This window comes from Marinobacter sp. ANT_B65, assembly GCF_002407605.1.
Classification (GTDB): Bacteria; Pseudomonadota; Gammaproteobacteria; order Pseudomonadales; family Oleiphilaceae; genus Marinobacter.
Genome location: NZ_NXGV01000001.1, coordinates 1,425,733 through 1,449,396 on the forward strand (window position 1 = coordinate 1,425,733; position 23,664 = coordinate 1,449,396).

16 protein-coding genes and 1 riboswitch are annotated in these 23,664 nt (G+C 49.1%); of the genes, 1 reads left to right on the top strand and 15 read right to left on the bottom strand.

Annotated features, from left to right (window positions below; genetic code table 11):
- Nucleotides 1–5: 5 nt before the first annotated feature.
- From CPA50_RS06720 to cysC, 9 genes are all read right to left on the bottom strand, one after another.
- On the bottom strand, nucleotides 6–1,181 hold the full coding sequence (locus tag CPA50_RS06720; protein ID WP_179397160.1) for a sugar-transfer associated ATP-grasp domain-containing protein: 1,176 nt from the start codon (nucleotides 1,179–1,181) through the stop codon (nucleotides 6–8).
- Nucleotides 1,141–2,697, bottom strand: coding sequence for a hypothetical protein (locus tag CPA50_RS06725; RefSeq protein ID WP_096781644.1), 1,557 nt, complete (start codon nucleotides 2,695–2,697; stop codon nucleotides 1,141–1,143). Before CPA50_RS06725 ends, CPA50_RS06720 begins: the two co-directional genes overlap by 41 nt.
- Complete coding sequence (locus CPA50_RS06730) at nucleotides 2,694–4,409, bottom strand: hypothetical protein (protein ID WP_096781645.1); 1,716 nt, start codon at nucleotides 4,407–4,409, stop codon at nucleotides 2,694–2,696. Before CPA50_RS06730 ends, CPA50_RS06725 begins: the two co-directional genes overlap by 4 nt.
- A complete protein-coding gene (locus CPA50_RS06735) occupies nucleotides 4,406–5,008 on the bottom strand; it encodes an acyltransferase (RefSeq protein ID WP_096781646.1) in 603 nt (200 codons plus the stop codon). Before CPA50_RS06735 ends, CPA50_RS06730 begins: the two co-directional genes overlap by 4 nt.
- A gap of 2 nt (nucleotides 5,009–5,010) precedes the next feature.
- On the bottom strand, nucleotides 5,011–7,596 hold the full coding sequence (locus CPA50_RS06740; protein ID WP_096781647.1) for a hypothetical protein: 2,586 nt from the start codon (nucleotides 7,594–7,596) through the stop codon (nucleotides 5,011–5,013).
- 113 nt (nucleotides 7,597–7,709) lie between these two features.
- Nucleotides 7,710–9,158 carry a lipopolysaccharide biosynthesis protein gene (locus tag CPA50_RS06745; protein ID WP_096781648.1) on the bottom strand — a complete coding sequence of 483 codons (1,449 nt, stop codon included), beginning with the start codon at nucleotides 9,156–9,158 and terminating at the stop codon, nucleotides 7,710–7,712.
- A 24-nt stretch (nucleotides 9,159–9,182) separates the two neighbouring features.
- Nucleotides 9,183–10,052 (bottom strand): CDP-alcohol phosphatidyltransferase family protein, encoded by an 870-nt coding sequence (locus tag CPA50_RS06750; protein ID WP_096781649.1) that lies wholly within the window; start codon nucleotides 10,050–10,052, stop codon nucleotides 9,183–9,185.
- A 266-nt stretch (nucleotides 10,053–10,318) separates the two neighbouring features.
- The gene (locus tag CPA50_RS06755; RefSeq protein WP_096781650.1) at nucleotides 10,319–12,085 is read right to left on the bottom strand and encodes an SLC13 family permease; all 1,767 of its coding nucleotides are present in this window, start codon (nucleotides 12,083–12,085) and stop codon (nucleotides 10,319–10,321) included.
- A 40-nt stretch (nucleotides 12,086–12,125) separates the two neighbouring features.
- Entirely contained in the window at nucleotides 12,126–12,725 is a 600-nt protein-coding gene (cysC, locus tag CPA50_RS06760) for an adenylyl-sulfate kinase (RefSeq protein WP_096781651.1), read from the bottom strand.
- Between the two features lie 551 nt (nucleotides 12,726–13,276).
- Here cysC and CPA50_RS06765 point away from each other — a divergent pair.
- Nucleotides 13,277–14,089, top strand: a complete 813-nt coding sequence (locus tag CPA50_RS06765) for a THxN family PEP-CTERM protein (RefSeq protein WP_096781652.1) — start codon at nucleotides 13,277–13,279, stop codon at nucleotides 14,087–14,089.
- 79 nt (nucleotides 14,090–14,168) lie between these two features.
- On the opposite strand, the gene CPA50_RS06770 is transcribed toward CPA50_RS06765, so the two are convergent.
- The 6 genes from CPA50_RS06770 to prsR form a co-directional block, all read right to left on the bottom strand.
- Nucleotides 14,169–15,011 (bottom strand): PEP-CTERM/exosortase system-associated acyltransferase, encoded by an 843-nt coding sequence (locus tag CPA50_RS06770; RefSeq protein WP_096781653.1) that lies wholly within the window; start codon nucleotides 15,009–15,011, stop codon nucleotides 14,169–14,171.
- Between the two features lie 102 nt (nucleotides 15,012–15,113).
- Nucleotides 15,114–16,736, bottom strand: coding sequence for an FAD-binding oxidoreductase (locus CPA50_RS06775; RefSeq protein WP_096781654.1), 1,623 nt, complete (start codon nucleotides 16,734–16,736; stop codon nucleotides 15,114–15,116).
- 221 nt (nucleotides 16,737–16,957) lie between these two features.
- Nucleotides 16,958–18,385, bottom strand: a complete 1,428-nt coding sequence (locus tag CPA50_RS06780; protein WP_096781655.1) for an exosortase/archaeosortase family protein — start codon at nucleotides 18,383–18,385, stop codon at nucleotides 16,958–16,960.
- Between the two features lie 119 nt (nucleotides 18,386–18,504).
- The gene (locus CPA50_RS06785; RefSeq protein ID WP_096781656.1) at nucleotides 18,505–19,272 is read right to left on the bottom strand and encodes a DUF4114 domain-containing protein; all 768 of its coding nucleotides are present in this window, start codon (nucleotides 19,270–19,272) and stop codon (nucleotides 18,505–18,507) included.
- Nucleotides 19,273–19,312: 40 nt separating this feature from the next.
- A riboswitch (cyclic di-GMP riboswitch) is annotated at nucleotides 19,313–19,397 on the bottom strand.
- A gap of 190 nt (nucleotides 19,398–19,587) precedes the next feature.
- Nucleotides 19,588–22,224, bottom strand: coding sequence for a tetratricopeptide repeat protein (locus CPA50_RS06790; RefSeq protein ID WP_096781657.1), 2,637 nt, complete (start codon nucleotides 22,222–22,224; stop codon nucleotides 19,588–19,590).
- A 51-nt stretch (nucleotides 22,225–22,275) separates the two neighbouring features.
- On the bottom strand, nucleotides 22,276–23,649 hold the full coding sequence (prsR, locus tag CPA50_RS06795) for a PEP-CTERM-box response regulator transcription factor (protein WP_096781658.1): 1,374 nt from the start codon (nucleotides 23,647–23,649) through the stop codon (nucleotides 22,276–22,278).
- Nucleotides 23,650–23,664 lie beyond the last annotated feature (15 nt).

Here is a 23,664-nt window from a genome sequence, read left to right on the forward strand (position 1 = left end):
TCCTCTCAGGTCATAGAGCTCTTTTTTATAGGGATTCCAAAAATGCTTTCTCGGATTTTCTTTAAATTAGGTTTAGGTAATGTGCTTTTCGGAAACTCTAAACCATGTTGCCTGAGTAAATACCGATTAGTTTCTGTAAGGTATCCTCGACCAAAAAGTTGTTCTGGGGCTATTCCCCAATCATCATTACCCTCCAATATTACAGGGCCTCTATCAGTTATTAATACGTCCCATCCAATTGAATTTACGGAATCAATAAACTGGGCGGCTTTTACGCATTCATCTAATACTCTATTCCAGTAAGGGATTGTGAATCCGCTGAGTTTATGCCCTGTGTCAGGGTGATGGGAAATGAATTCTCCATCAGAACTGGAGCTTGTTTTACAGCTCATGATCGTACCATGATTTATGTCGATATTACCTATGATTCCTCCTGAACCTGCGTTGCTGGTAATAGAGTTTTTTCTCCCTAACCGAATCGATGCACTAGTTATGTTTATATTAGAATCAGGAGTTCTTAGTGTTATGATTCTTATATTTGGAGCTGCATTAGGCGAAATGCTCTGGATTTCGCATGGGCTCATTACTAATTCTTCGATAATAAAATCGTTGCTTTTGTGAATCTCAGATAATTCTTCTATGAAATAAAAGAAATCATTGGTATCGAATGATTGATCGCCTACTGAAAATTTCTTTTCTTTTTTTGGATTATAGGTTGCATGGAATATACCCCTGCCTTGTGTTCCATTTGCTGGTTTTATAATGTACTCTTTGATATTTTTTTCTAGGAAGGTTTTTTCTATAGATTGTGGTGTTAAGTAATCTATGTTAATTTCTGATCGATATTTTGAGCCAATATAGCCAATTGTGCGTGGTGTTGGTATTTTTTTTGTGTGAAGTTTGTTTTTAAATAAAAGTTTGTCGTAAAGAATGCTTCTGCTATTGGTTGGGTTGATTGTATGGAGATGCTTTGAAAAGTGGATAGAGTTCGGTAGATATTCAAGTATATTTATTAATTTGTATTTTTTATGTTGAAATCCATAGCCAAAATACTCGCCCGGTGATAGACCTAAGCGAGTACTGTATTGTATTATTTCTAATAGCATGCGAGATAGTGATTTGTTCTCTGGCTTTTTTGATTCAATGATTATTTTTGATAATTTTCTGGTTATATTTTTCATCATCGCTCCGTTTATGATTTAAAATATTTTTTCGTTTTTCTACTTCATGCTTAATAGACCAAAGAAACATTTTATATGAAATATCGAGGCTATCCTTCGTTATAGTTGGCGTAATGGAAGCTCCCAGTTTAGATGCTAATAGCTTCAATGTTTTTTCGCTATAATATAATAGATTGTCAAAATAATAGGTCGATAATAGGTTGAATTTTCCTATTCCATAATTATTTTTCAAAAATGCATAAAATGCGTTTCGCAATTCTTTGTTCTTTGGGTAGCTGTAAAAACTTATTACGGTTTTTTTCCTATTTCCGAATGCTTCTCGAGAGATATTTTTGTCTTCAACTATTCGTCTGGGGATTGGTCTATCGTAGTCTCCTCCGATTGACCATGGACTCATTTCATCTGAATTTGATATCGAGTGAATTAAAGAGATTTCTCTGGCAAACATAAATGGTATTGGAACATTTATGAATCCGGACTCAAGTCTTACTTCTCCTAAGTTTAAGCCTGAGGTATCACCGCGAATAATATTGCGTTTAAGGCTTTTCGAACCCAGGTTCCGGTTCCAAATTTTATCACCATGGTACCCTGTGAAAACTATCGCCGGAATATCGTTGTTAGAAATTTCCTGATATGCCTTGTAGAATATTATTTCTGGTTCTGCTGGTGTAGGGCAGATGAATTTTGTCTCATCAGAACCGATTTCATTCGATGAGTAATCAAGGTAGGAAACCTCTAATCCGAGCTCCTTAGCAATCTCAGTTCCATCATCTATTGTTGCCTTTGGATTCATCCATGATGCAAAACCGGAGCTAGATTTATGACTGGTATAAGCTTTAGAAATATCTAAGTCGTGAATAAGAGCGGTTACGGCGGTTGAGTCATAACCACGTGATATGGTGGTATAAGCTAGAAGTGTTTTTTTTCTGTCTGGACTTTTTGAGTTGGCTCGAATCGCTTTGAGATTTTTTCGGAGTGTGTTGTAGTAAGAAGAATAATCTGAAAAGTGTGAATCACTATTTTTTGATTGATACTCTATTCCATTTTTTGTGAGTTTAAGCGGATTGTAGAATATTTGTTCAAGTGATTTTATTTCTTGGTGCAGTACCGGAAAATATCTATCATAGTCATCTACGCCCATCAATATATTATCGGACTGTTTTTTGTAGTTATGTGCATTGTCAAGGTCAGCGCCCAGGTAAGCTAAAAAGCAAACCAAGCTATTCGAAGCAAAGTAGTTATTCTCATCCTCACAAAAAAATACTCGGTCCACCAGTCCAGTAGAAGGTACAATCCAGATGCCGTCTTTGTTTATGCTTACCCCGCTACCAAAAAAAGTTTCTGCGGAGTGGAACTTCCCTAGTTTGAAGTCGCCCTCCCAGACCCCTTCAACGATAAAGTTATCTGCTACCTCAACATCAGCTCCATGGAAAATAGTTATGGAAAGAGAAGCTTTTTTTATTGAAGCAATCCAGGCTAATCGAGGTAGCCCACTATCAACAATAGTATTTATCATTTGGGTTGCCAACTAGAAGTTTTTTGAAGATAATAGTCTATGGTTTTTATTTTGCAGAGCATATCAAGTGTTGATCCGGCATCAATGCCATTTTTTGGATTGCTTTCGATGGTTGTAAGCATTTTCTGCTTGTCCCATAAATCTAAACTCAGGCTTTCTATTATTTCTTGCAATACTCTGGTCTGATATAGATGTTCATAATTAAACCAGCCTAGTCTTGGCTGGCTCTTACCCAAAATTTTCCTGCCATTTTCTAACAAGATGCGAACACCTCGGGAAAACTCTTGAAAAAGAATCGGGTATTTTGCTGGTACAAGTGTTGCAGCCATTGAATAATTAAGTAGTTTAGGGTTGGTTTCTTTTAATATTTTCTTGTTTAATTTATTATGAACTCTATTGTCAAATGGAATAAATCGAACCATGTCAGCGAGGGTGTCGTCTGCAAACGGCGCGATATAACCCGATGTTGATGATGCTGCCAAGGCTTGCTTAAAGATATATTGGCGTGCCCGGTGTTCCATATTGAATGTTTCTATCGCGCTCTGCCAATCTCCAGTATCTCCATATGCGGTGTTCAATCGATTACGCATCATGGTCTTGGTAGTTTCAGCATGGTTGCTTAGAAGATTATGGCCTTCTTCTGAAAGAAACCAATGATTAGCCGCAGGTGTGGTAAAGCGTTCCAGTGCGGTGGAAAACTGATCGTCCGGGATTAACTTTCCAGGCAGGAGTGATGCTGCAGCTAATACCTTCTGTAGCCGGCTACCCATGCTCAGCAAACCGTAGTGGCCACCAAGAAGTTCTCCCAGCACTCCACTTGATAGGGGGGAATTATAGATTTCCTGAGCTCTTTTTCCTGCTATATACCAAACAGGAAAGATGCAAAAACCTAGCTCTTCAAGCATCGTGTCCAGTAGATTTCCTGAAAGCTCAAGGTTCTGAATGTCTGAGAACATATGATCCATTCGTAAATCGCTGGTGAGACGATGTGATATGGATATTTCTCTACTGGAAAGGTCGCCATGTGTATATGCAGAGTGATAATGCTCTGGACCGGCCACAAGAAGGGTACGGGAGTCCCATCCGGCAGACATCATCAGTACGGAAGATGAGCGTTCTTCTAGTGTTGACGATAGCCGTTCTGACAACAGGTCTACCAGTTGATCTACCGTATAGTCTTTCAACGAGCTTGGTGTATCTATAACGGTCCGGCTGATCTGAAAAGAGTCGGCACTGCATGCGACTAATTTCTCGTTGGGAAGAGTTTGCTCCACGTTAAGGAAAAAAGTATTAGAGCCTATAGTGTAGCCGGTATTTAGATACTGTTGAATTGAGGGCCAATTAATTTGTTTCTCATCAAGCTCTAAATTGTCCAGGCGATTCGATATCTCCAGAGAGTTATTTTGTGCTCTTCCGTAATATAAAATTGCAGTGCCTAAGCGGTCACTTTCAATAACTAATTTCCCTGAAGTCTTGTGGTATTTTACAAGAGTCCCTTGCCCCGGTCTTTTTTCGCTATTGTTTGAAATCGGGATTTTAGTGTTTTCACCAAGGTAAACGGTAAAGCCTTCTTCGTTACATGTAAATTGAATATGATTATTGTTTTTTGTTTTTATGTAAAGAGAACAAAGCTCATCTGAGTAAACGGAGTAAGTGCTTGATCGATCTTTCTTATGGCTTCCCAATGTTATAAGAAATGAGGTTGGTTTCATTTGGATAACCCTTCTAACTCGCGTTGACTAATTACAGCAGCGGGGTTCCCAGCAACCACTGTCCCTTCTTGAATCAGGTCTCTTGTTACAATGGCACCCGCAGCAATTATTGAATGATTAGCAATATTGCACATTACAACGGAGCTATTTCCAATCCAGCAGTCGTTACCGATAGATATTTTTTGAAATACTCCTCCTTGTTCTTTTATCGGTAATTTTGGATCTTTGAAGTGATGCTGTTTTTTCCCACTTAATATGTGTACGCCACTACCCAGGAGTGTGTTCTCACCGATCGTGCATTTCCCAATGTTGCACTGTGGGCCAATGTACACGCCTTTATGGATAGACGTATCCCTGTGGGAAAAGACGGTCAGAAATCCTATGAGAATGTCGTCTGAGGTTTCCGGGCAAGCAAGCCGGTAAAATGCTGCCCGAAGGTAAATTCCGGTTTTCCCCGGAATCAGACTGAGTAATTGAGAGAAGGTCTGGAATGTGCCGTCCGGGTTGCCCAGTACACTGAGAAGCAGGTACAGGCCATAGAAGGGCAGGGCCAGTAAAAGAAAGAGGTTTTTGATGGTTCTTTTTAGTGTATGGCGCATGTTCAGTGTCGGTCCAGTCGCGTGTTTAACCAGCTCTTCTCGCGGGAGGGCCTAAAAGTAATCAGGGCCCGAAATGCCCGCCCGCCAATGCGTGAGAAAAGTAGCCTCCATGTCAGAACCGGAGGCGTCCAATGGTGTTGTGCCGGCGCAGCAGGACTATTCGTTGAGGGACTTGAAGAGGCTGGTAATTGAGGGCCGTAATTCTGCATCAGAATGATGAGTATTCTGGAGAAATGACGCTCTTTGCTGTGTTTAAGTGTTTCAGTATGCTCTTTCAACCATTTCTGGCCCTGTTTCCGATACTGCTCGGCGTTTTCATGGTCGAGTTCAGAGGCCTGGAACATAAGCATGGCTTTTCGTACGTCCTGGGCTACCCAGGTGTCATTCGGAAATTCAAGCTGACTCTTGTCCTCCATAAACGGGCGCTCATTGCCTAGCATCCATTGGGTGTAACGCAGCACAGCTTCTTTAGTGTAGTTGTATTGCTCGTCGTAACTGCCGATCTGACGTTTTAAATAGAGGTAGCGAAAAAGAGCCGCAAGGAGTACGAGATAAGACCACCTGTTTTCAACGTCGAGCAAATCCCGGTTTTCTATCACATCCAAAGGATGGATTGTTTTCCGGATAACCGCTTCCGCCTGTTTAAGCCATGATTCTTTCTCATCGAGAACCCAGGCATCCAGGAGGGTATTGAGGTAATTGCCGGTACCGCGATTGAAGCCATATCTATGGGTTGATACGGTTTCACCACGAATCATTTTTTTCAAGGCGGGAACTTCTCGTTTCTTCAAGGCAAGCATCTGTTCAAGAAAACCGCCTTGGCCTTCATGGAGGGCGGTCATCCAGCGAGCAAGCTCAAACACGGCCTGTCGCGACTTTTCATTACCTGTGAGGTAATGATGGTAGAGGAGGCCCGTTGAATAACAATGCTCTTCAGCTGGGCCCCCGCCGGTTTGTCCTGGGGTCGAGCTGGAATCGTTGAATCTTGAAAAAGTTCGATGGGTTGCGGTATAGGCGTCCAGGTAGTGGTCTGTATGCCAGAAAAGTCCGTTGTTGTATTCGTCTCTGTCTTTTTCAGTATGGTAGATATCTATATCTGTCACGTGCCGTGCCAGATCATCCATCAAGCGAAACCAGCGCTTATCGCCGGTGAGGGCAAACTGCCTGGCGAAGCCGTATAGTGGATCGTACTGGTTATTGTAATGAGAGATAAAGGGTGGCTCGCCTTCAGCTTGGTAGAGAGATTCATGGTCCGCGAAAATGTCGCCAAAATTACGCCAGCCAAATTCGTCAATAACCTCTCTTTTCGCGAAAAAGTCAGAGTCGCCGTCTAGTCCGCCCGCTATGAGTTCATCAATTACCCCGGGCTGAGCATTGGCTTTGAACCAGGGGAAGACGTCTGCCTGTTCATAGCATTCGGGAGTAAGCACAGGTACAAGAGGCGCATAGGCAGTTGCAGGGATGCTGTTGCCGGAGTTGTGATCCATCAGGAAGCGCAGAGTTTTCTGTTCTCCTCCCTGTAACTCGTAGGCACTCTTTGCATCTTTCGGGAACAGCCCGATTGTTAGCGTGTTTCCTTCTTTCCGGACACTTGTTGGAAAGTTCTGCCAGAAGTCGGGAACAGCCAATGCCAGATGCCCGCCATCGTAATCAAGGCTAACCAGTGGATCAGCACGCTTGCCTTCATGTACGAGCCTGTCGGGGCTTGATAATCTGTAACCACAGAATTGAGTGCTCACTTCACCGTTACGGTCTATATGGTTGCGGCTTTGCCAGTTCTCGCCTCCGCTGGAATCCTGGTAGAGGTTGAACTCGGGCAGATGAAACACTTCAGAGGTTATATCGGCTGCCTGGGGGGTTACCTGGGCCAGACATTCGGCCGGAAGCGTTGTTTCGACGGCAAGTTCCCGGAAGTACACTGAGCCCGGATCGCCCAGATCCCACAAACCGCCGGAATGTTTGGCACGTTCAGGGTTGTGAGTTGTCAGTTCCACCTGAACGAGGCCGGTTTCCAGGAAGATACGAAGCTCGCAATCGAAACGTGCCAACGGTTCTTTATTTTGTTTTTGCCATTGGCCTTTTAAATGTGCGGCGACAAATACGGGGCCTTTCTGAGTAATTTTCCATGTGGATTCTGCTTTCGCAGTGCAGGGTACGCCCGTCTCATCACGCAGAGTCACTGTCGATTGAGTACTTTCACCGCCTGCATTACTGAAGTGCCACGTCAGGGTGTCAGGTTCTAAATGAACGCAGCCAGCGGATGTCTGTACCTCAAGGCCATCAATGGTCTGATTAAAAGCGGGGGTGTGCTCAGCGGGGGAGGGACGTTCAAGCCTGGCCAGCACTAACTCTTTATCGCTGCCAGCCCCCAGGCTGACCAAAAAGCTGGCGTGAACCCACCGGACACTGCCGTCTGGCCAGTGGGCCAGAGGGGTAAGCTGAACGTTGACCGGTTGCTGACCATCCATGAGTGCAAGCTGGTGGGTCGACTGTGCGGCTCCCTGGGGCAGCGGAATACCAAGGCTGACTGGCTCCATGTTACGAGCGATGCCGATGGTTTCGTCTAAACGAATGGCTGTTTTTTCCATAAATCTGCCTGCTGCCTGACTCCCTGTGTGGTGCATAGGATAATCTGCTGGCTTGGTAACATAAAGCTACATTTTAAAGTCCGCCTGTATGCAGGGGATAACTTTGGAGCCTTTCATTTTTTACGGGCCTGGTTTACGAGGTAGCGAAGCTGGCCCCATTCCTCTGTCCCCTTGAGCAGTAAAAAACCAATTACCCCGGTACATAGTGCGGCTGTTATTACATGCAGGGTACCAAGAACCAAAAACTGAACCAGAAAGTGGCTGCCTGAAAGATCCAGTGACTGAACCACAGCAACAGCCAATGACGTTCCTGCGAGAGTCGGGATGCACAGGAAGAGAAGCTTGATTAACGAGAACCTTGTTTGTTGTTCCAGTATCAGCAACAGCGCAACCGTGGTTGCAACAGACAGCCAGCCCCGAACCCAGGCCATAATCTCCAGGCCACCTGTCGCTGTCAGCCAGAGGACGGCAATGATCAATAAGGTTGAGATGACATCGAACCAGAAAAGCAGTTTGACCTTCCCTTGGGCGATGATGGCATCGCTCACCAGAGCGAACAGGCAGAAGGTGAAGAAAAATAGCCCGAAGGGTTCCAGCAACGGGGAATACTCTGACCAGTCCGGGCCAAGCAGTACCCGGATGATGAGTTCGGGGTACAGCATGATGAAGGCGGTCACCGGTGTTAGCACTGTTATCATCAACGCAAGGCTCAAACGTATACGGTAAGCGAGAGCTTTGGGGTCTGCTTTACTGTCTGCGATCGCGGCCAGTAAAGGTTCGCTCATGGGGATTATGGCTGAAAGTGCCGGCAACAGACTGACTTCACGTACCAGGTTATAGCCACCTAGTTGGGCGGTTCCAAACAGGCGGGAGACCATCAGATTGTCAATTTGAGAACGGGTAAATCCAACGATGCCTCTTAAAAGTAACCATTGAGAAAACCCCCACTGCTCACGAAGTTTTTTCAAAGACCAGCCAGGCCTGTAGGAATCTACCTGATAAGAGCCAACAGTGAAAATAACGGCAGCAACCAGATTCCCCGCTATGATTGCCCAATAGCTGGGATGGATAAGTGCAATTGTAATTACGGTCAAAAAGGAGATTCCCTTTTGCCAGAGGCTTAATTTGAAAAGGGGTTTATAGTTTATCTGTCGTGCAAGGCGAAGCATTCCTGGTGTTTTCAGTGCCCGTATCGGCAGAGCCAGTGCGGCGACCGCAAGAGCGAGAGTAAGTTCGGGCTCATCGAACCAGGCTGCAACAAAAGACGAGGTGCAGATAATAATCAGGGCAATCAGGGATTTTGACAGAAAATCCAGGGTCCATGCGGTATCAAGATCTTCGTCTTCAAGTACGGACTTTTGAATGATGTATTGCCGGTTGCCGGTTTCGACCAATAATTCGAAAAACTGTAATGCGATGGTAACCAGTGCAACGATGCCAAAATGATCCGGAGTCAGCAGTCGTGCAAGGATAAGCGTGCTGATGATCCCTAAACCACGATGTATGAGCTGCAAACCGAATAGAAACCCGGCACTTTTGATAACTTTTTGACTGATTGACATAGGGCTCAGGTCAGAATTGGTTTGTCACTTTGAAAAGGTTTTCAGCCGGGAGGAGAGCTCCAGAGCTACTCTGTCTGAGCGAATGTAAGTCCAGGAATAATCAATAATGTTAAAAACCGCATAAACCGCCAGGATGATCACTATCATTTCAATAATCCCATCCGTCGAAAAAAGGTATCCGGCAATGAGATCCAGTGCTGCCCCAAACCAGAGGAGCATTGTAAAACCGTTGTAGGACGTGCTCGCTACCCGAAAACGGGAAACAGAAGACCTGATTCGGGCAACCCGGCTTTTCTTCTTGCCTGCCTGGGTGGGTTTGGGGGCTGCATTCCCGGATGGAGCCTCTTCCTTCGAAAGGTTCATCCGCATCATCTCACGCTCGAACCTTGGGTATCGTGATAGCTCTTCCGCTAATATATTTGCAGGTAACTGGGCGAGCAAAACCCGAAACCTGTTCCAGATATAGAGAATCCAGACCGCAATCCATGGCCAGATCTGATCATTATACAGATACAAACCAAACGCCAGGCAAGGAAAGGTGGCTGTTTCTACGAGGAAATGATTCCAGCGATCGAGTACAGCACCGTTCACACTGGCGCGGCCACGATGCCTTGCAATCTGGCCATCCACGTAATCGAAAAGATAATGCAGTACAAGAAAAGATGCCCCCAGGAATATCCCCCATGGACCCAGTATCATCAGTGCAGCTCCGATAAGGCCGGTGATGAGCATAGAGGCTGATGCATGGTTTTCATTCAACCCCAGTTTCAGATACAGCCTGGTGATCTGTAGCGAAACCGGCAAGCCAAACCAGCGGGTAAAATAGTCGCCTCTTTCTGAGTAAAGAGACCATTCGCGTGCTTTAAGCGCTTGGAACTCAGTATTGTTATCCATTTTAAGAGTCCTTTCCTTTATCCAGCTTGAGGTACGGATCTCATTACTCACTGATTTCTTGGAGGAAAAAATAGGGGGCTAGCCCCTGCAGTCCAACTGAAAGTTCACCTGATTGACTAGCCGCTTGCGTTTTAGCATAGCAAAGATCTGCGAAGAGGCTTTTTTAATGATCGTTCCGGGCGATACCTGCTGATGTGGGCCGGAAATTGGAAGGCGAGTGGGGCTGAACTGAGCATATGTTTTGCACCAGAAAGCAATATGCGTCGTTAAAACCCCCAGATTAGAGGGATAAGCAAGATCGCAACACCACCTACAATCAGGCTCATCGGCAGACCAATTTTTATATAGTCTGTACCCCGGTACCGTCCCGGGCCATAAACCATAAGATTAGTCTGGTAACCAAGCGGAGTGATAAAAGACGCTGATGCTGCGAACATGACAGCAACTGCAAAGGGCAGCACACTTACGTCCAGTCGCTCGGCCAGAGACAGTGCTATTGGGAACATCAGCACGGCGGCAGCGTTATTGGTAATCAGTTCGGTAAATAGCACTGTCAATAGATAAACGAGAATCAGGACTTGCCACGGGGACAGGTCCCCGGTCCCGAGTATGCCATCTACGATCCAGTCTGCTGCGCCGGTTATTGTCATAGCATTGCCAAGCGCAAAGGAGGCGGAAATAACAATCAGTACAGATAAATCTATACTAAGCCGGGCCCGGTTCGCTGTTAGGCAACCGGAAACAATCATGCCGCCTGCGGCTAGAAACGCAGCCTCCATAATGGGCAGCAATCCACTCGCGCTAGCTAAAACCATTAAAGCCAGAATACATAAAGCTATCGGCGCTTTGCGAAAGTCTGGTGGCGTCGAATCGCTCAACGCGCTAACCAACAAGAAGTCACGTCGTGAGTGGTACTGAGCTACAAATTGGTGACTGGCTTCAAGCAGCAAGGTATCACCAATTTTAAGGGTTATATCACCTAACTTACCGGGAACCCGTCGGCCTTCGCGAGCAAGAGAAAATATAACTGCGTTAAAACGGGTACGAAACTGGCTATCGCGAATGGTTTGTCCAAGCGCAGGAAACTCTGGTCCGAGAACAACCTCAACGAGGCAACGCTGGTGATTCGAAACATCCAGTTTATGCACATTACCATTGGCGGGCTTGAGCCCCTGAATACGCCGTAATTCGGTAGCACACTCTGGGGCACCAATGAAATATAGTTTATCGCCAGCCTGTAGCACTCGATCGGGCCCGACAGCAGTAATCAGCCGACCATCCCGGTCAATTTCAGCCAGATACCCGTAGTTAAGGGCGCGTAGCCCGGCTTCAGCAATCGATTTACCAATTAAAGGCCCTGGGCTGACCACTTCAACTTCAACACCGTATTCCCGAACCTGGGCCAGTTCATCCCTTGCACTACCGCGATCTGGCAATAGCTTTGAGCCGAACATGACCAGGAAAGCTCCACCAGACAGTAGCAGCGGCACACCAACCCAGGCCAGCTCAAATACACCCAGTTGGATGCCAAGCTCGGACTGAAGAAGCCCGTCAACAACCAGGTTGGTACTGGTGCCAATCAAGGTGCAGGTCCCGCCAAGAATAGCCGCGTAACTGAGCGGCAAAAGGAGTTTTGAAGCAGGAATGCCCAACCTCCGGGCCCAATCCTGAATGGCGGGAATGAACATGGCCACTACAGCAGTGTTGTTCATGAACGCACTTAGAAGTCCGGTTGGTGCAATCATCCGTAATTGTGCGCCTTTGGCTGTTTTAGGATGACCCAGCAATCGCCGGGCGATCCACTGCACGGCCCCAGTTTCTTTCAGTCCTCCAGCAACAACATATAAGGTGGCAATTGTTATAACACCCGGATTGCCAAAGCCGGCCAGAGCTTCGCCTGGAGCAACGATGCCCATAATCAGCAAAAAGGCCAGCGCAGCCATAAGGACCAGATCTGCCGAAACGCGAGTTAGCATTAGAGCGGACAGGACTGAGAAGAGTGTTGCTAGAGTGAGAATTCCTTGCCAGTCCATGGAGTGCGCTGTCTCTTTGAGTCGGAGTGTCGTCTTGTGATTAAGTTGTGATCAACTTTCGGTCGAGAAGGTAGTTCATCAAGGATTCAACGCAATCAGTCACTGAGGTGCTGGATGTATCCAGACTAATTTCCGGGTGGGCGGGTATTTCATACGGTGAGTCAATACCGGTGAACTGTTTGATTTCACCTGCACGTGCTTTTTGATAGAGCCCCTTGGGATCACGCTCTTCGCAGGTTGCTAGAGGAGTGTTCATATACACCTCTATAAACTCACCCGCAGGAAATAGCTTACGTACCATGCGCCGATCACTGTTGAAGGGTGAGATAAAGGCGCTTAGAACAATCAAACCTGCATCAGCAAACAGCTTACTCACTTCTCCAATGCGGCGGATATTTTCCACCCGGTCGCTATCGGAAAAGCCCAAGTCGCTGCACAAGCCGTGGCGGACGTTATCTCCATCTAACAGGAACGTGTGATAGCCGCGATTGTGCAATGCCACATCCAGCGCATTGGCGACGGTAGATTTTCCGGACCCACTCAGGCCTGTAAACCAGAGTATGCAGGGCTTCTGGTTTTTGTTCTCGGCTCGCTGAGAACGCACCACTTTGTGATCGTGCCAAACAATATTGTCTTCCAAAACAGCATCCTTCTGGAACTAAACCGATTTACAGCCCCCACTCGGGGTAGTTTTAACGGATGAACTGATTCAGATTGCGCTCTGCCCCAGTATACTCAGGTATTGGTACATTCCCAGAACCATTCAAAGGGCGTTCTACCATCCCTGCTGCTTTGAATCAAATAACAGACGACCGATTTTTCCATCATCTACACTGCCTTGTGGTGTCGGGATACTTTACAGCCTTTGAGGCCTGTCGGCTAACTGGAAGAGCTCTTTAGTCCTGAAGTTGCTTTGCGATAAGTTAGTTAAGTCATCTCGATCTAATTAGTCGGGTTAAATGCTCCGCAATTAATTACATGAAGCCTCAAGCGAGGTGTTTTTATTATAGAAGTGTCGAAGATACTTACATCCTGATTTTCACATCCATGGGATTTCGATTTAACATTATTTTACATGATTGAAAGATAAGCACTTTAGATTCGTGGCATGGATGATGCTGCCTGATACCCAGCGCTGACCTGTTGACTTGCATTCCAGATGGCAGCGTCCACTATTCAAGGAGAGAAAAGATGAACCACACTATTAAAAAAACGCTTCTGTCATCCCTTATCGTGCCCTTTGCACTGGGTGCGCAGTCTGCCAGCGCGGCGCTGGTAACCGATTGGGGTTATCAGGTTGAAAGCGTATTCGAAAATGCTACTGCAACCGCTGGTCTGGGCACGCTTTCTGGAAACAACACCAGCACCTTGTCCTGGGGGGTTGGCGCTGGGCCACAGTCTTCTGTCTCGATTACCGATGTCAACGAGGCCAGTGGTCTTATGACCGATGGCGGCTATGTTGACGGTGGTGTGTTTACCCACACCAACAATATTCTGCCATCCCAAGGCCTCGCCTTGGATAGCTTTGATCTGACATCTGCGCTGACTCTTACGCCTTTCGCTCCGGATCCCGGAGCCTCTTTGCCTGCGTCTGCGACTACGTTCCAGAGTTTCTTTATAGAAACGGCAAACGTTGCTCCTTGTGTTGAAGCAGCGGGTATTCCCTGTGCGGATATATTCACCATTGGGGACGTCACAGGCTCAACGCTGAATGAATTCGGCAACTTCGAATTCAACTCATCATTTGGCTATGATGGTTACGTCTACACTGTGTTCCTGGAACTGGCCGGGCTGGCCACTCTGGCTGATGACAGTTGTGCCGCAGCGGGTGCTTCAAGCGGTTGTGTTGGTCTTGTGACTGAGGAAGGCGCTGTTACCGACTTCCAGACACGCTTCCGTATCACAGCTACCGAGATGGTGCCTGAGCCAGGAACACTGGCGCTGTTGGGCATGGGTCTGGCAGGGCTTGGTCTGTCTCGCAGGAAAAAAGCAGCAAAGTCATAACGTTTAAAAGACAGAGCTGTTACAGGAAAAAGCCCCCGCGGAAATCGGGGGCTTTTTTAATGGCGGGAAGGTCGTGCTGTCAGGCAACATTCCTTTCATTTTGCACATATCCGACGGTGTTCGGTTTCGCCGGCAGGTATCGCCCGTCGTCTGTAATCAGTGACCAGACATCCGGGCGGTTCACCTTCATGCGCTCAACCAGTGTTGCCGCTTCGGTGAAAGCAGGGCACCGACGGCCGTGGTACTCCATCGCCGGGCCTACATGATCAAACTCCACACCAAACCGCTTCAGAAGCCGCAGTTGGGCAGGTTCCATGACAGCCATCCAGTGGGTTATTCCATTTTTAATGGACATCTGGAGGATGGCCGCGAAAAGCCCCAGGCTGATGTATGGCATGGCCCGCCTGCCATTTTCTGAATCCCTGTAATAGGCGGGTTCACTGATGCCCGAAACTTCTTTTTCTTCGTTAAGGCGTCTCCGGAACTCCCGGCTGACGGCCATTCTGGATATTTCTGCGATCTGCTCGCGAGGGACGCCAGCGATAGCGTTCTGAGTGTCTCGGTCCATTCTGTGGATACAAGGCCCTTCCATAGGGAAATCCCCGGCGCCCGGGTGATCGCCAGCCATGACGAGACGCACAGCAGCGACGCCGTCTCCGGATATTCGATGCCGGATCAGGCCGTGGACGGATCTGGGATCGTATGCATCATGTTCGCGTTTATCTGCGAAGCAATCAGGGTCTTCGAAAGGCCGGTCGATGCAGTAAACCTGATACCGAAGTTCAAACACCTCGTTAATTGTTTCAGTAGAGGTAGCTAGCTGAACACTGAATACCGAGTTGAATATGGTACTGACATCTATATCTGTCAGATCTGTGTGTGTTTGTTCTGCTTTCTGCTGAAGTGCAAACCCTGTTTGCATTTGTAAGTCCTCATTCTTTCCCACTCCATGGGCTATTTGGCATAAGTAGTGCCGTTTCAAATCAGGTAACGGCGTACTACGGGTTTGTCGAGGTAACAGCAATCAGACCTCGGAATGCTTTATTCTGGGTACGTAACGTCCTGGTGCCAGGATGGAATTCGGATCGACAGCCGCTTTCAACTGGCTGGCAAGCCCGGCGAAACCAGAGCCGCCGGTATTCATAATGTCCATTGCGTCGATGTTAAGGCGATAGGGCAGAAATCCTTCTTTTTGCCCGGCTTCGAACAGCGCGCGATAGCAGTCATTGGCCCGGGCTGTTGCATCCGCGTTGTTACGGTCAAAGAGCAGGGGCACAGTGGAATCGAAGCAACGATCGTTCACTGTCGTCAGCGTAATCAGCGGGTTGATACCGTACTGGGGGCAAACTGTTTCGACCATGTTGATATAGCGGCGAACATCCTTGCCCCGTATCGGGACCAGTGGCGCGAACCAGATGAGTCCACAACCATCCCGGGCAGGGTTTTTGGCTTGCCCGGCTTGGGGGAGGGTGCCTGAACGCCAGTATGCGAGTGCAAGTGCAACATCATTTGGAGCGCCGTGCATGATTTGCAGTGCCCCTGAGAGCGTGTCAGCCATGCCCTTAACCCGCGTAGCCAATTTTCCCGGAAGCAGGCGTGAGATATTTTTCGCGACATCCACCTTTCGTTGATTGATAAAGATAAGGCGGTCGGTAACAGGGCCGAGAAGTCTGCGTAGCGTACGACGGGTAGCCCGGGCCACCTCTTTGGATGCGTAGATTGCTCCGACCCCACTCCAGGCTGGAACACCATGGCTACTCGCCATACGTGCTACTTCCTGGGCCGGTAATACCCCATCGACGGCCTTGTCGTCCGGGAAGGGGGCCATCATTGAGAGCATGCGCTGGCTGTTGAGCAGGTTAATGGCCACCACCGATCCACCCAGCGTTCGCAGAACAGCCCTCACAGTGGGAACCAGTGCTTCCAGCTTTGCGTCGTCTTTTGTGGAAAAGAAAAATGCGGTTACCGTTTCAGGAACTGGCGCAAGGGCGATCGTCATGTTCACAACTACACCGAAGTTCCCCTGGCTGAAAAGCCCGTCGAGATAAGGCCCCAGACCCCATTTGAAAAGACCGTCGACTTCTGAACCGCCAAGTTGGCTCAGAGGCGTTTGGTAAAGGGTACCGTCGGGAAGAATGGCCTCTATCTTCGTTACCGCCGCGAAATGGTCAGTAATCGGGGTAATGCCGTAGCCCCGTTCAAGGGCGTTGCCCAGAATACTGCAGGTGGGCCCAGCACCCGTTACCGGAACGAGATAGTTTCCATCATGCTGATCAAGGAATTCTCTTAAGGCGCCTTGGGTAACACCAGGCTGGACAGTGACCACACCCATTTCGGAATCAAAGTTGGAAATACGGTTTAGCCGGCCAAGATCGAGAATAACGCAATCGTCTTCGACCGGGTTGGCGCTTCCGTAACCCCAGTTATTGCCTGTGCTCACTGGGTAAACCGCGACCTTGCAACGTTGGGCGATTTTAAGAACTGCCGCTACCTGCTCCTGATTCTTCGGCCGGAGTACCGCCGGAATTGAGCGATTTGTTCCTGTTGTCGAGGCGCCATAGCTTTCCGTGCCGGCAGCAACGACTCCGGACTCCCCGAGGAGAGTGCTCCATTCAGCGATTGCAGTCTCGATAGATGTGCTTGTCACGGGCGCTTCCAGGATATATCAGTAAACGGTTAAGAACGCTTGGTTAACGTGTTCTGCCGGGGTACTTGTCATAGGCGACAATTTTAAGCGAGAAGGGGTTGACAAAACATGTCGTATCATTAACTAGGCGAAGCCGGTTTGGACTAAAGAACAGTCGTGCAAACAGACAGTTAAAGGCGAAATTGAGGATGTACGGGAAGGCGTATTTTTGTTAAATAATGTTAAATTGAATGCGTTTGTTGTTCAATCAAGGCCATTGCGGAGCGTATTTCGGGGAGGGCATCTGTGCAGTCTCTGGGGCCGCAGAGTGTTTGTGCGGTTATCAAAGCAAAGCGTGTTTCACCTGTGAGTGCGGCCGGAATCTGCAGTAGCTTGGCGTTACGGTAGCTCCAGCTGCTTTGTGAACCAACCATATACTGTTGGGCCACCAGTACTCTATTTCTGGTCAGGATATTTCGATAAACACTGATGCCCGGCTCAAGCTGTTTTTCAACATGCCAGACTGACTTGTCGAATAACTGAGGTAAATAGGGAACCAGCTTTTCTTCAGCACCTTTTTTCTGATTCTGTGCGAATGATATCCAGGTGCTGCCAGAGCGCCAGACTTGCTGTTCCAGATTACCGGGAAGAGAGATGGGCAATGGTAATTTCCCTGGCTGGGTCTGCCGGAATTCCGGGAGGTCTATTACCCACAGAGGTTTTTGGGTAGCTGTGCTGTGAGCAAATGCGAGAGCCATCGGGCCAAGAATAATTGCGACGGCAATCGCAGCAATGCCGCTTTTATAAATGCTGCCATCCGCAGGCAGAGCAGCGGTTTTTACCCGTCGGCGAACTGGCGAAAAGTACAGTGCTGGAAGGATGAAGGCGCCAAACACCATCCAGCCCATGGTTTCGTGATCCGCAAGCATCTCGCTTTGCATGTCAGTTTCGTAGGCGACGACGACGAGGATGGTAATGCGTACCCAGTTAGCGATGAGGCCGAGCGTCGCTGCTGCCAGCAGGGTGATCAGCCAGCCACGCCAGCGGTAGTCGTTGAGGATGGCCATCATCATTGCCAGCAGAAGGGAGATTGCGAAATATCTTATCCCTGAGCAGCCGTCAGCAATGAGAAGGCGGCCATAGGGCAGGCTGATGCTGTTCCCTTCAATAAGTGCTGTCATCCCGAACCACCCAACCCAGCTCCCCACTATGACGCTTGCCAGATCCACAAGGGCTGGAACCAGGTCCGCCCAGACAGGCAGTGAAAGCGATAGCAGGAGTACGTAGGGGAGAAACTTCAGTGCCCGACCCAGCCCCAGTAGGGCCCAGGTAGTGGTGATTAGCCCTGCAGGGAGCAACAGGTAGGCCAGGGTATCGATGCGAACCAGTTCCAGCAGCCCCCATATCAGGGTTGTAAGGATTAACAGCACTGCGCCAGCAAGGTGGTAAGGTTTTATCTGTGTTAAGGGGGCGGTATGTTGGGGAGGATGGATCAACAAAAGGCCAAGAAAAATAATGGCGGTTACAAGACCGTGGGCCAGAACCTGCTCGAACTCAAACCATGCTTCCGCGAGCCTTATCCATGTGGGATAAAAGATCAGCACCGCTATTGCGGTAGCGATCAGGTAAGGCCTGGAGAGAGAGAGATTGTCTAACGTCTTCCCTAACATCGGTTTGTCCGCCGGACTGAATATCAAAGGACAGGATACTGTGTATATCGTTTACATAAAACTTGAATTTAAAACAAAAAAGCCAGCCGAAGCTGGCTTTTTCTCATGCTATACCGGAATCAGGCTTTCTGACGACGGCGAGCTGCACCAAGTCCTGCAAGGCCAAGGCCGAGAAGGGCAAGAGTGCCAGGCTCAGGTACTGGCAAAACTGACTCTACCATTACGATGAGGTCGTTGAAGTCCTGGTCGGAGTCGGCATAAAGACCATCTTCCCAGGCCAGCACGAATTCGTTGTTTGTCCAAAGGCCAGGAGCGAAGCCTGGAATCTGGATGGTATCAACGTTGTTGCCGCCAATGGCTACCATTTGGTCAGAGTTATCCTGGTTCAGACTGCTGTCTGAATAGAATTTCGGGCCATTGGCAGTGCCAAGGTAGTAGCCGAACTGGTTACTGGAGAAGTCGGTACCGGTGTCTTGGTTGTTCAGGCCAACAGATCCGTCAGCAAGCATGCTGAGCGTAACCTGGCTATTGAAGCCGGTGTTGGGAGCTGAGCTGCCACTGAACAGTTCTACATAGTTTGTTGCGTCTGCACGGTCATAGATGCCAAACGTGTTGTTACCAGACTGGCCTGAGATTTCAACAATGAACGTTGTAACGCTGCCGCCAGAACCGGTAATGCCCCAGTAGCTATCCAGGCCATCAGCCATTTGATCTGCGTTGACGTCTATGCTTGAAACGCCGGCTACAGGAGAGACGCTGATAGCGTCAAGCTGCGATTGCAGGCCAGTTCCAACACCGTCTTGTCCATCGTCAAACACTTGTATTGCGCTTGCTTGCGCTGTCCAAGCGGTTAATGCAATTGCGGCCGTTATAAGTTTGATTTTCATTTTTTTCTCCGGTTGTTTAGCTCTAATTCCCTATAGTTTGCTTTGCAACCAGGCTGTCTCTTTTTTGTTTGTAGAGACCCTTGGCTTTCCGTCCCATCCTCACGGATGGTTTGGCATCTTACCGGGACTGCCCGATACTGATACCGAATAAAGCGAAAGTTGTGCCAAGTCTGTATCTTATTGATAAATAGAACTTTATATTTGTTGTTTTTAAGGTCATGTAAAGGAATTCGACGCCGGAAAAGAAAAAAGGCCTGAAATGTTTACACTTCAGGCCTTTGCTTTATAGCGATGTGAAACTATCGGCTAAGGTCGTTAAAGCGCCTTCTTTACCGTCTCAAGGTGGGCTGAAATATCCTTATTTCCAGGAGCAAGGGTAAGGGCTTTTTCTATGATCGCTTTAGCCTCAAGGTGTTTACCGGTCAGGTGAAGAATCCAGCCATAGGTATCGAGAATGGCCGGGTTGCCGGGTGCTATTTCGCTTGCCTGCCTGGCGAGCCTTAGTGCCCGGTCGGGGTCATCCTCGCGCAGCACCCATGCAAGGTTGTTCAACGCGGCCAGGTTATTCGGCTGTCGTGCAAGGACCTGCTCATAGTGGTTTGCAGCGGCGGCTTCCTGATCATTGGACATCAGCCAGTCGGCTCGGGCCAGGTGTGCTGTGAGGTTTTGTGGAGCCTCGTCAAGCCAGTCATCTGTAAGGTCGTTGAGTGAGTCTGGCGCTTCCCCTTTAGCCAGCCCGATAATCGACGGCATCAGCTGAATATTCTTGGTGCTTTCCCATTTTTCCAAAAGGTATTCGTAGGCTGCTTTTGAGCCTTTTTGCTGGTTGAGCAGTTTTGCCCGCGAAAGTATGGTTGCTGTGACTTCACCGTGGGTTTCTACAACGGCATCAAGAGTGGTGTATGCATCTTCAATCTTGCCTTCCGCCTGGGCAATGCCCACTGGCAGCAGCGCGAACCCAATGTTTTCAGGTTCGAGTGTGATGGCTTCAGCGGCTTTAGCCCGAGCCTCACTCCAGTCTTTCGCATTAACTGCAGACTGGGCTTCGGCCAGCAACAACTGGCTGTAGGCGCGCTTCATGGTTGCTGAATCAGAGTCCTTCCACGGGGCAAGGGATGCTCTGGCTTCATCGAGTTCGCCCTGGGTTATGGCTATCAGTGCGCTGAGCGTGTCGGTGTTTTGTCTTAATTCAGGATGATTTTCGGCAATACCGGCCAGCCAGGCTTTTGCTTCTTTTACGTTATGGTCCTGCATGTAAATCTGGCCAGCCCGCTGCAACGGGCGTATGGATTCCGGAGCCAGGGTGGCAGCGTCTACCAGTAAGTTAACAGCCTTGTCACGCTGTCCGTTTTGGGCATAGAGGCTGGCAAGAGCGACCTTGGGGGCTTGTAGTTCCGGGCTGCTTTTAACAAGAGCCTCAAGTTGTGATACGGCTTTATCCATATTGCCGAGGCGGGTATCTACAAGGCTTGCCAGTAAAACGGCCCGGGGCTGGTCCCCATATCCGTTGAGCAGCGAGTCGCGGATTTCTGCGGCTTCCTGTTTTTCCCCTTGCCGGATCAGTACGTTGAGGTAGGTGCTGGTGGTGGCCCAGTCCGCAGGGTTTGAGGTGAAGGCCATACGAAGCTGCCCGAGTGCCTGTTCGGGTTTATCGTTCCGCAGATAGTATCTTGCCAGAGCAAGCCTTAGCCTTACACGCTCGGGTTCGTTGCCGATGGCTTTGCTGAGGCTGGCGATGCCGCTGTCTTCATGGCCTGGGAGGCTGAGGGACAGAATGCCGTGCATCGCCAGGAGCTCGTTGTCATGAGGACGGGCCTTTATGGCCCTGTCCAGGGTTGTCAGGGCGGCTTGCCGGTCTCCCGTATCAATCTGAGCCATTGTCGCTGCTCTGATGAACTGGGTGGGTGTTGTTTCCGGGTCAAGGTTTTCTGTGAGGAGTTGAGCCCCTTCGTCCAGTTCGCCAGTCCCGGCAGATATTGCTCCCAGTAGCATGGCTAACTGTTCATTCTCCGGGTCGAGCTTCAGGGTGTCTCTAAGAATCGCTTTTGCGTCTTCAAAATTTCCCGCTTTGATAGCTTCGATCGCGGCTTGCCCTTGCTCCCGTGCATCGCTGTTCTGGTTTTCAGCCAGTATGCGGTTGTAGATCTGGGCTTCTGTTATCTGCCCTTGCTCTGTCAGCACACGAGACAGCGTGGACAGAATATTGCGACGTATAGGCAAAAACATGTCAGATGTCGGGAGAATGCCAACGGCATCGGTAAGTGTTGCTGACGATTGTTCGAGCTGGTTTAGCCGATACTGGGCCAGGCCTTTTAAATACAGAACTTCAGGAGCTGCCTGATTCAGAGCCAGCCATTCGTCAGCAGCCTCTATTGCCTGGGTGTTTCTCCCCAGGTTGAGTTGTGCCTGGATAACTCCTGCTATTGCTTTGATATTTGAGGAGTTACTTGCGGAAAGGTTGCTGAAAAGTGCAAGAGCTTCTGCTGATTCTCCGGTTCTGCGCAAGGCCTCTGCACGGATCAGTGACGCTTCCAGCTGGTCTTCGGGAGAGTCTGGGGTCTGCAGCGCAAGAGTTTCTGTGGCTGAGAGCTGTTTGCCTTGTTCCACGTAGGCGCGGGCGAGGGTAAGGGCTACGGCCTCAGGTTTCTCCTGTATCCAGGGTGCCAGGAGTTCTGAGGCTTGCTTTGCTGCACCTACCTGCAGGTAAAGGTCCGCAAGTCGCACTATGTGGTCAACATTATTCGGGTCTTTCTGAATGGCATTTTTCAGTTCGAGCAGGGCAGAGCGGAACTGACCCTGTTCGGAATAGGTTTCGGCCCGGGTAATGTGAGACAGGGCTTCGGACGAATCCGGGCTGTTGTTGCAGCCCGTAAGCAGAGGGAGTGCAAGCAGCAGGCTGCTCGCAAGCACCAGGCTGGGAAGTGACTTCAGTTTGGCTTTTCTTGTGATCATATAAATCTGCTCCTTGAGCCGTTCGCTGCCATCGTATGCCTCGAGGTTAACTCAGGATTCCGAAGCTTCTGCCGATGTGTCAATTTTGTATTTGTCGGTTAGGTTGTACAGAGTCGGGCGGGTTACGCCCAGAAGCCGGGAAGCCTGTGTCATGTTGAAGCCGCTGGTCTGCAATGCTTGCGTGATAGCCTTGCGTTCGGCTTGTTCGCGAACCTGGCGAAGGTTCAGATGGCCTGAACCTGGTTCTTCGCTACTGGGTAATTCAAGATCTTCACTGGTAATCCGTTTACCGTCAGCCATGATGGTGGCTCGTTTTACTTTGTTGATCATTTCACGAACGTTGCCGGGCCAGGCGTAGCTGCTGATCGCGTTGATGGCATCTTCCGAGAACGTAAGGTTCTGCCGGTCCATTTGCTTTCCGAGGGATTTGAGTAGCGACTGGGCTATAACCAGCGCATCACCGTCGCGATCTCTTACTGCTGGCACATCCAGGGTGATTTCGCTGATCCGGTAGTAAAGATCTTCCCGGAATTGCCCGCTTTCGATCAACTGAGTTACGTTCTGGTGGGTGGCGCACACTACACGTACGTCGACCGGGATTGGTTTTACCGAGCCTATTCTGTCTACTACGCGTTCTTGCAGGAAGCGCAACAGCTTCGCCTGCAGTGGCATAGGCATGTCGCCTATTTCATCAAGGAAGAGGGTTCCGCCATTGGCGCTTTCAATTTTGCCCTTTTTGGCTTGAGTTGCGCCGGTAAAGGCGCCTTTCTCGAAGCCGAAGAGCTCACTTTCAAGAAGATTCTCGGGAATGGCAGCGCAATTGATGGCCGCGAAGACATTGCCGGCTCTGGGGCTCAGATCATGCAAGGCGCGGGCGAGGACTTCTTTGCCTGTGCCGGTTTCACCGATAACGAGGGTTGTTACGTCGGTGGGCGCGACCTTCTCGAGCGTGCGGCATACGGCCATCATTTGCGGGCTTGCGGCGACAATGCCTTTAATGTTGGTGCCATTGCCTTGCTGTGCGAGATCCTGATTTTCTTTTTCCAGTTCTGCAAGCCGGAAGGCTCGGTTAACCACAAAGTTCAGAATGTCAGCATCCAGTGGCTTCTGATAAAAATCGGAAGCTCCCATTCCTATGGCTCTGACCGCGTTTTCCTTGTCTTCACGGCCGGTAACGACAATTACTTTGGTTAAGGGCGCGAGACGAAGGATTTCTTCGAGCAATGCGAAGCCTTCTGTCGCGCCACCCGGGTCCGGGGGGAGGCCCAGGTCCAGTGTTACGACGTCAGGCTCTTCTCGCCTGAGCGCGGCAAGAGCGGCTTCTCTGTCGGAGGCCACGCTCACCTCCAGATCTGCGTTGAAACACCAGCGCATCTGGCTTTGCAGCCCCGGATCATCCTCTACAATCAGCAGTCGTCTAGTCACAACAGCAACAATTCC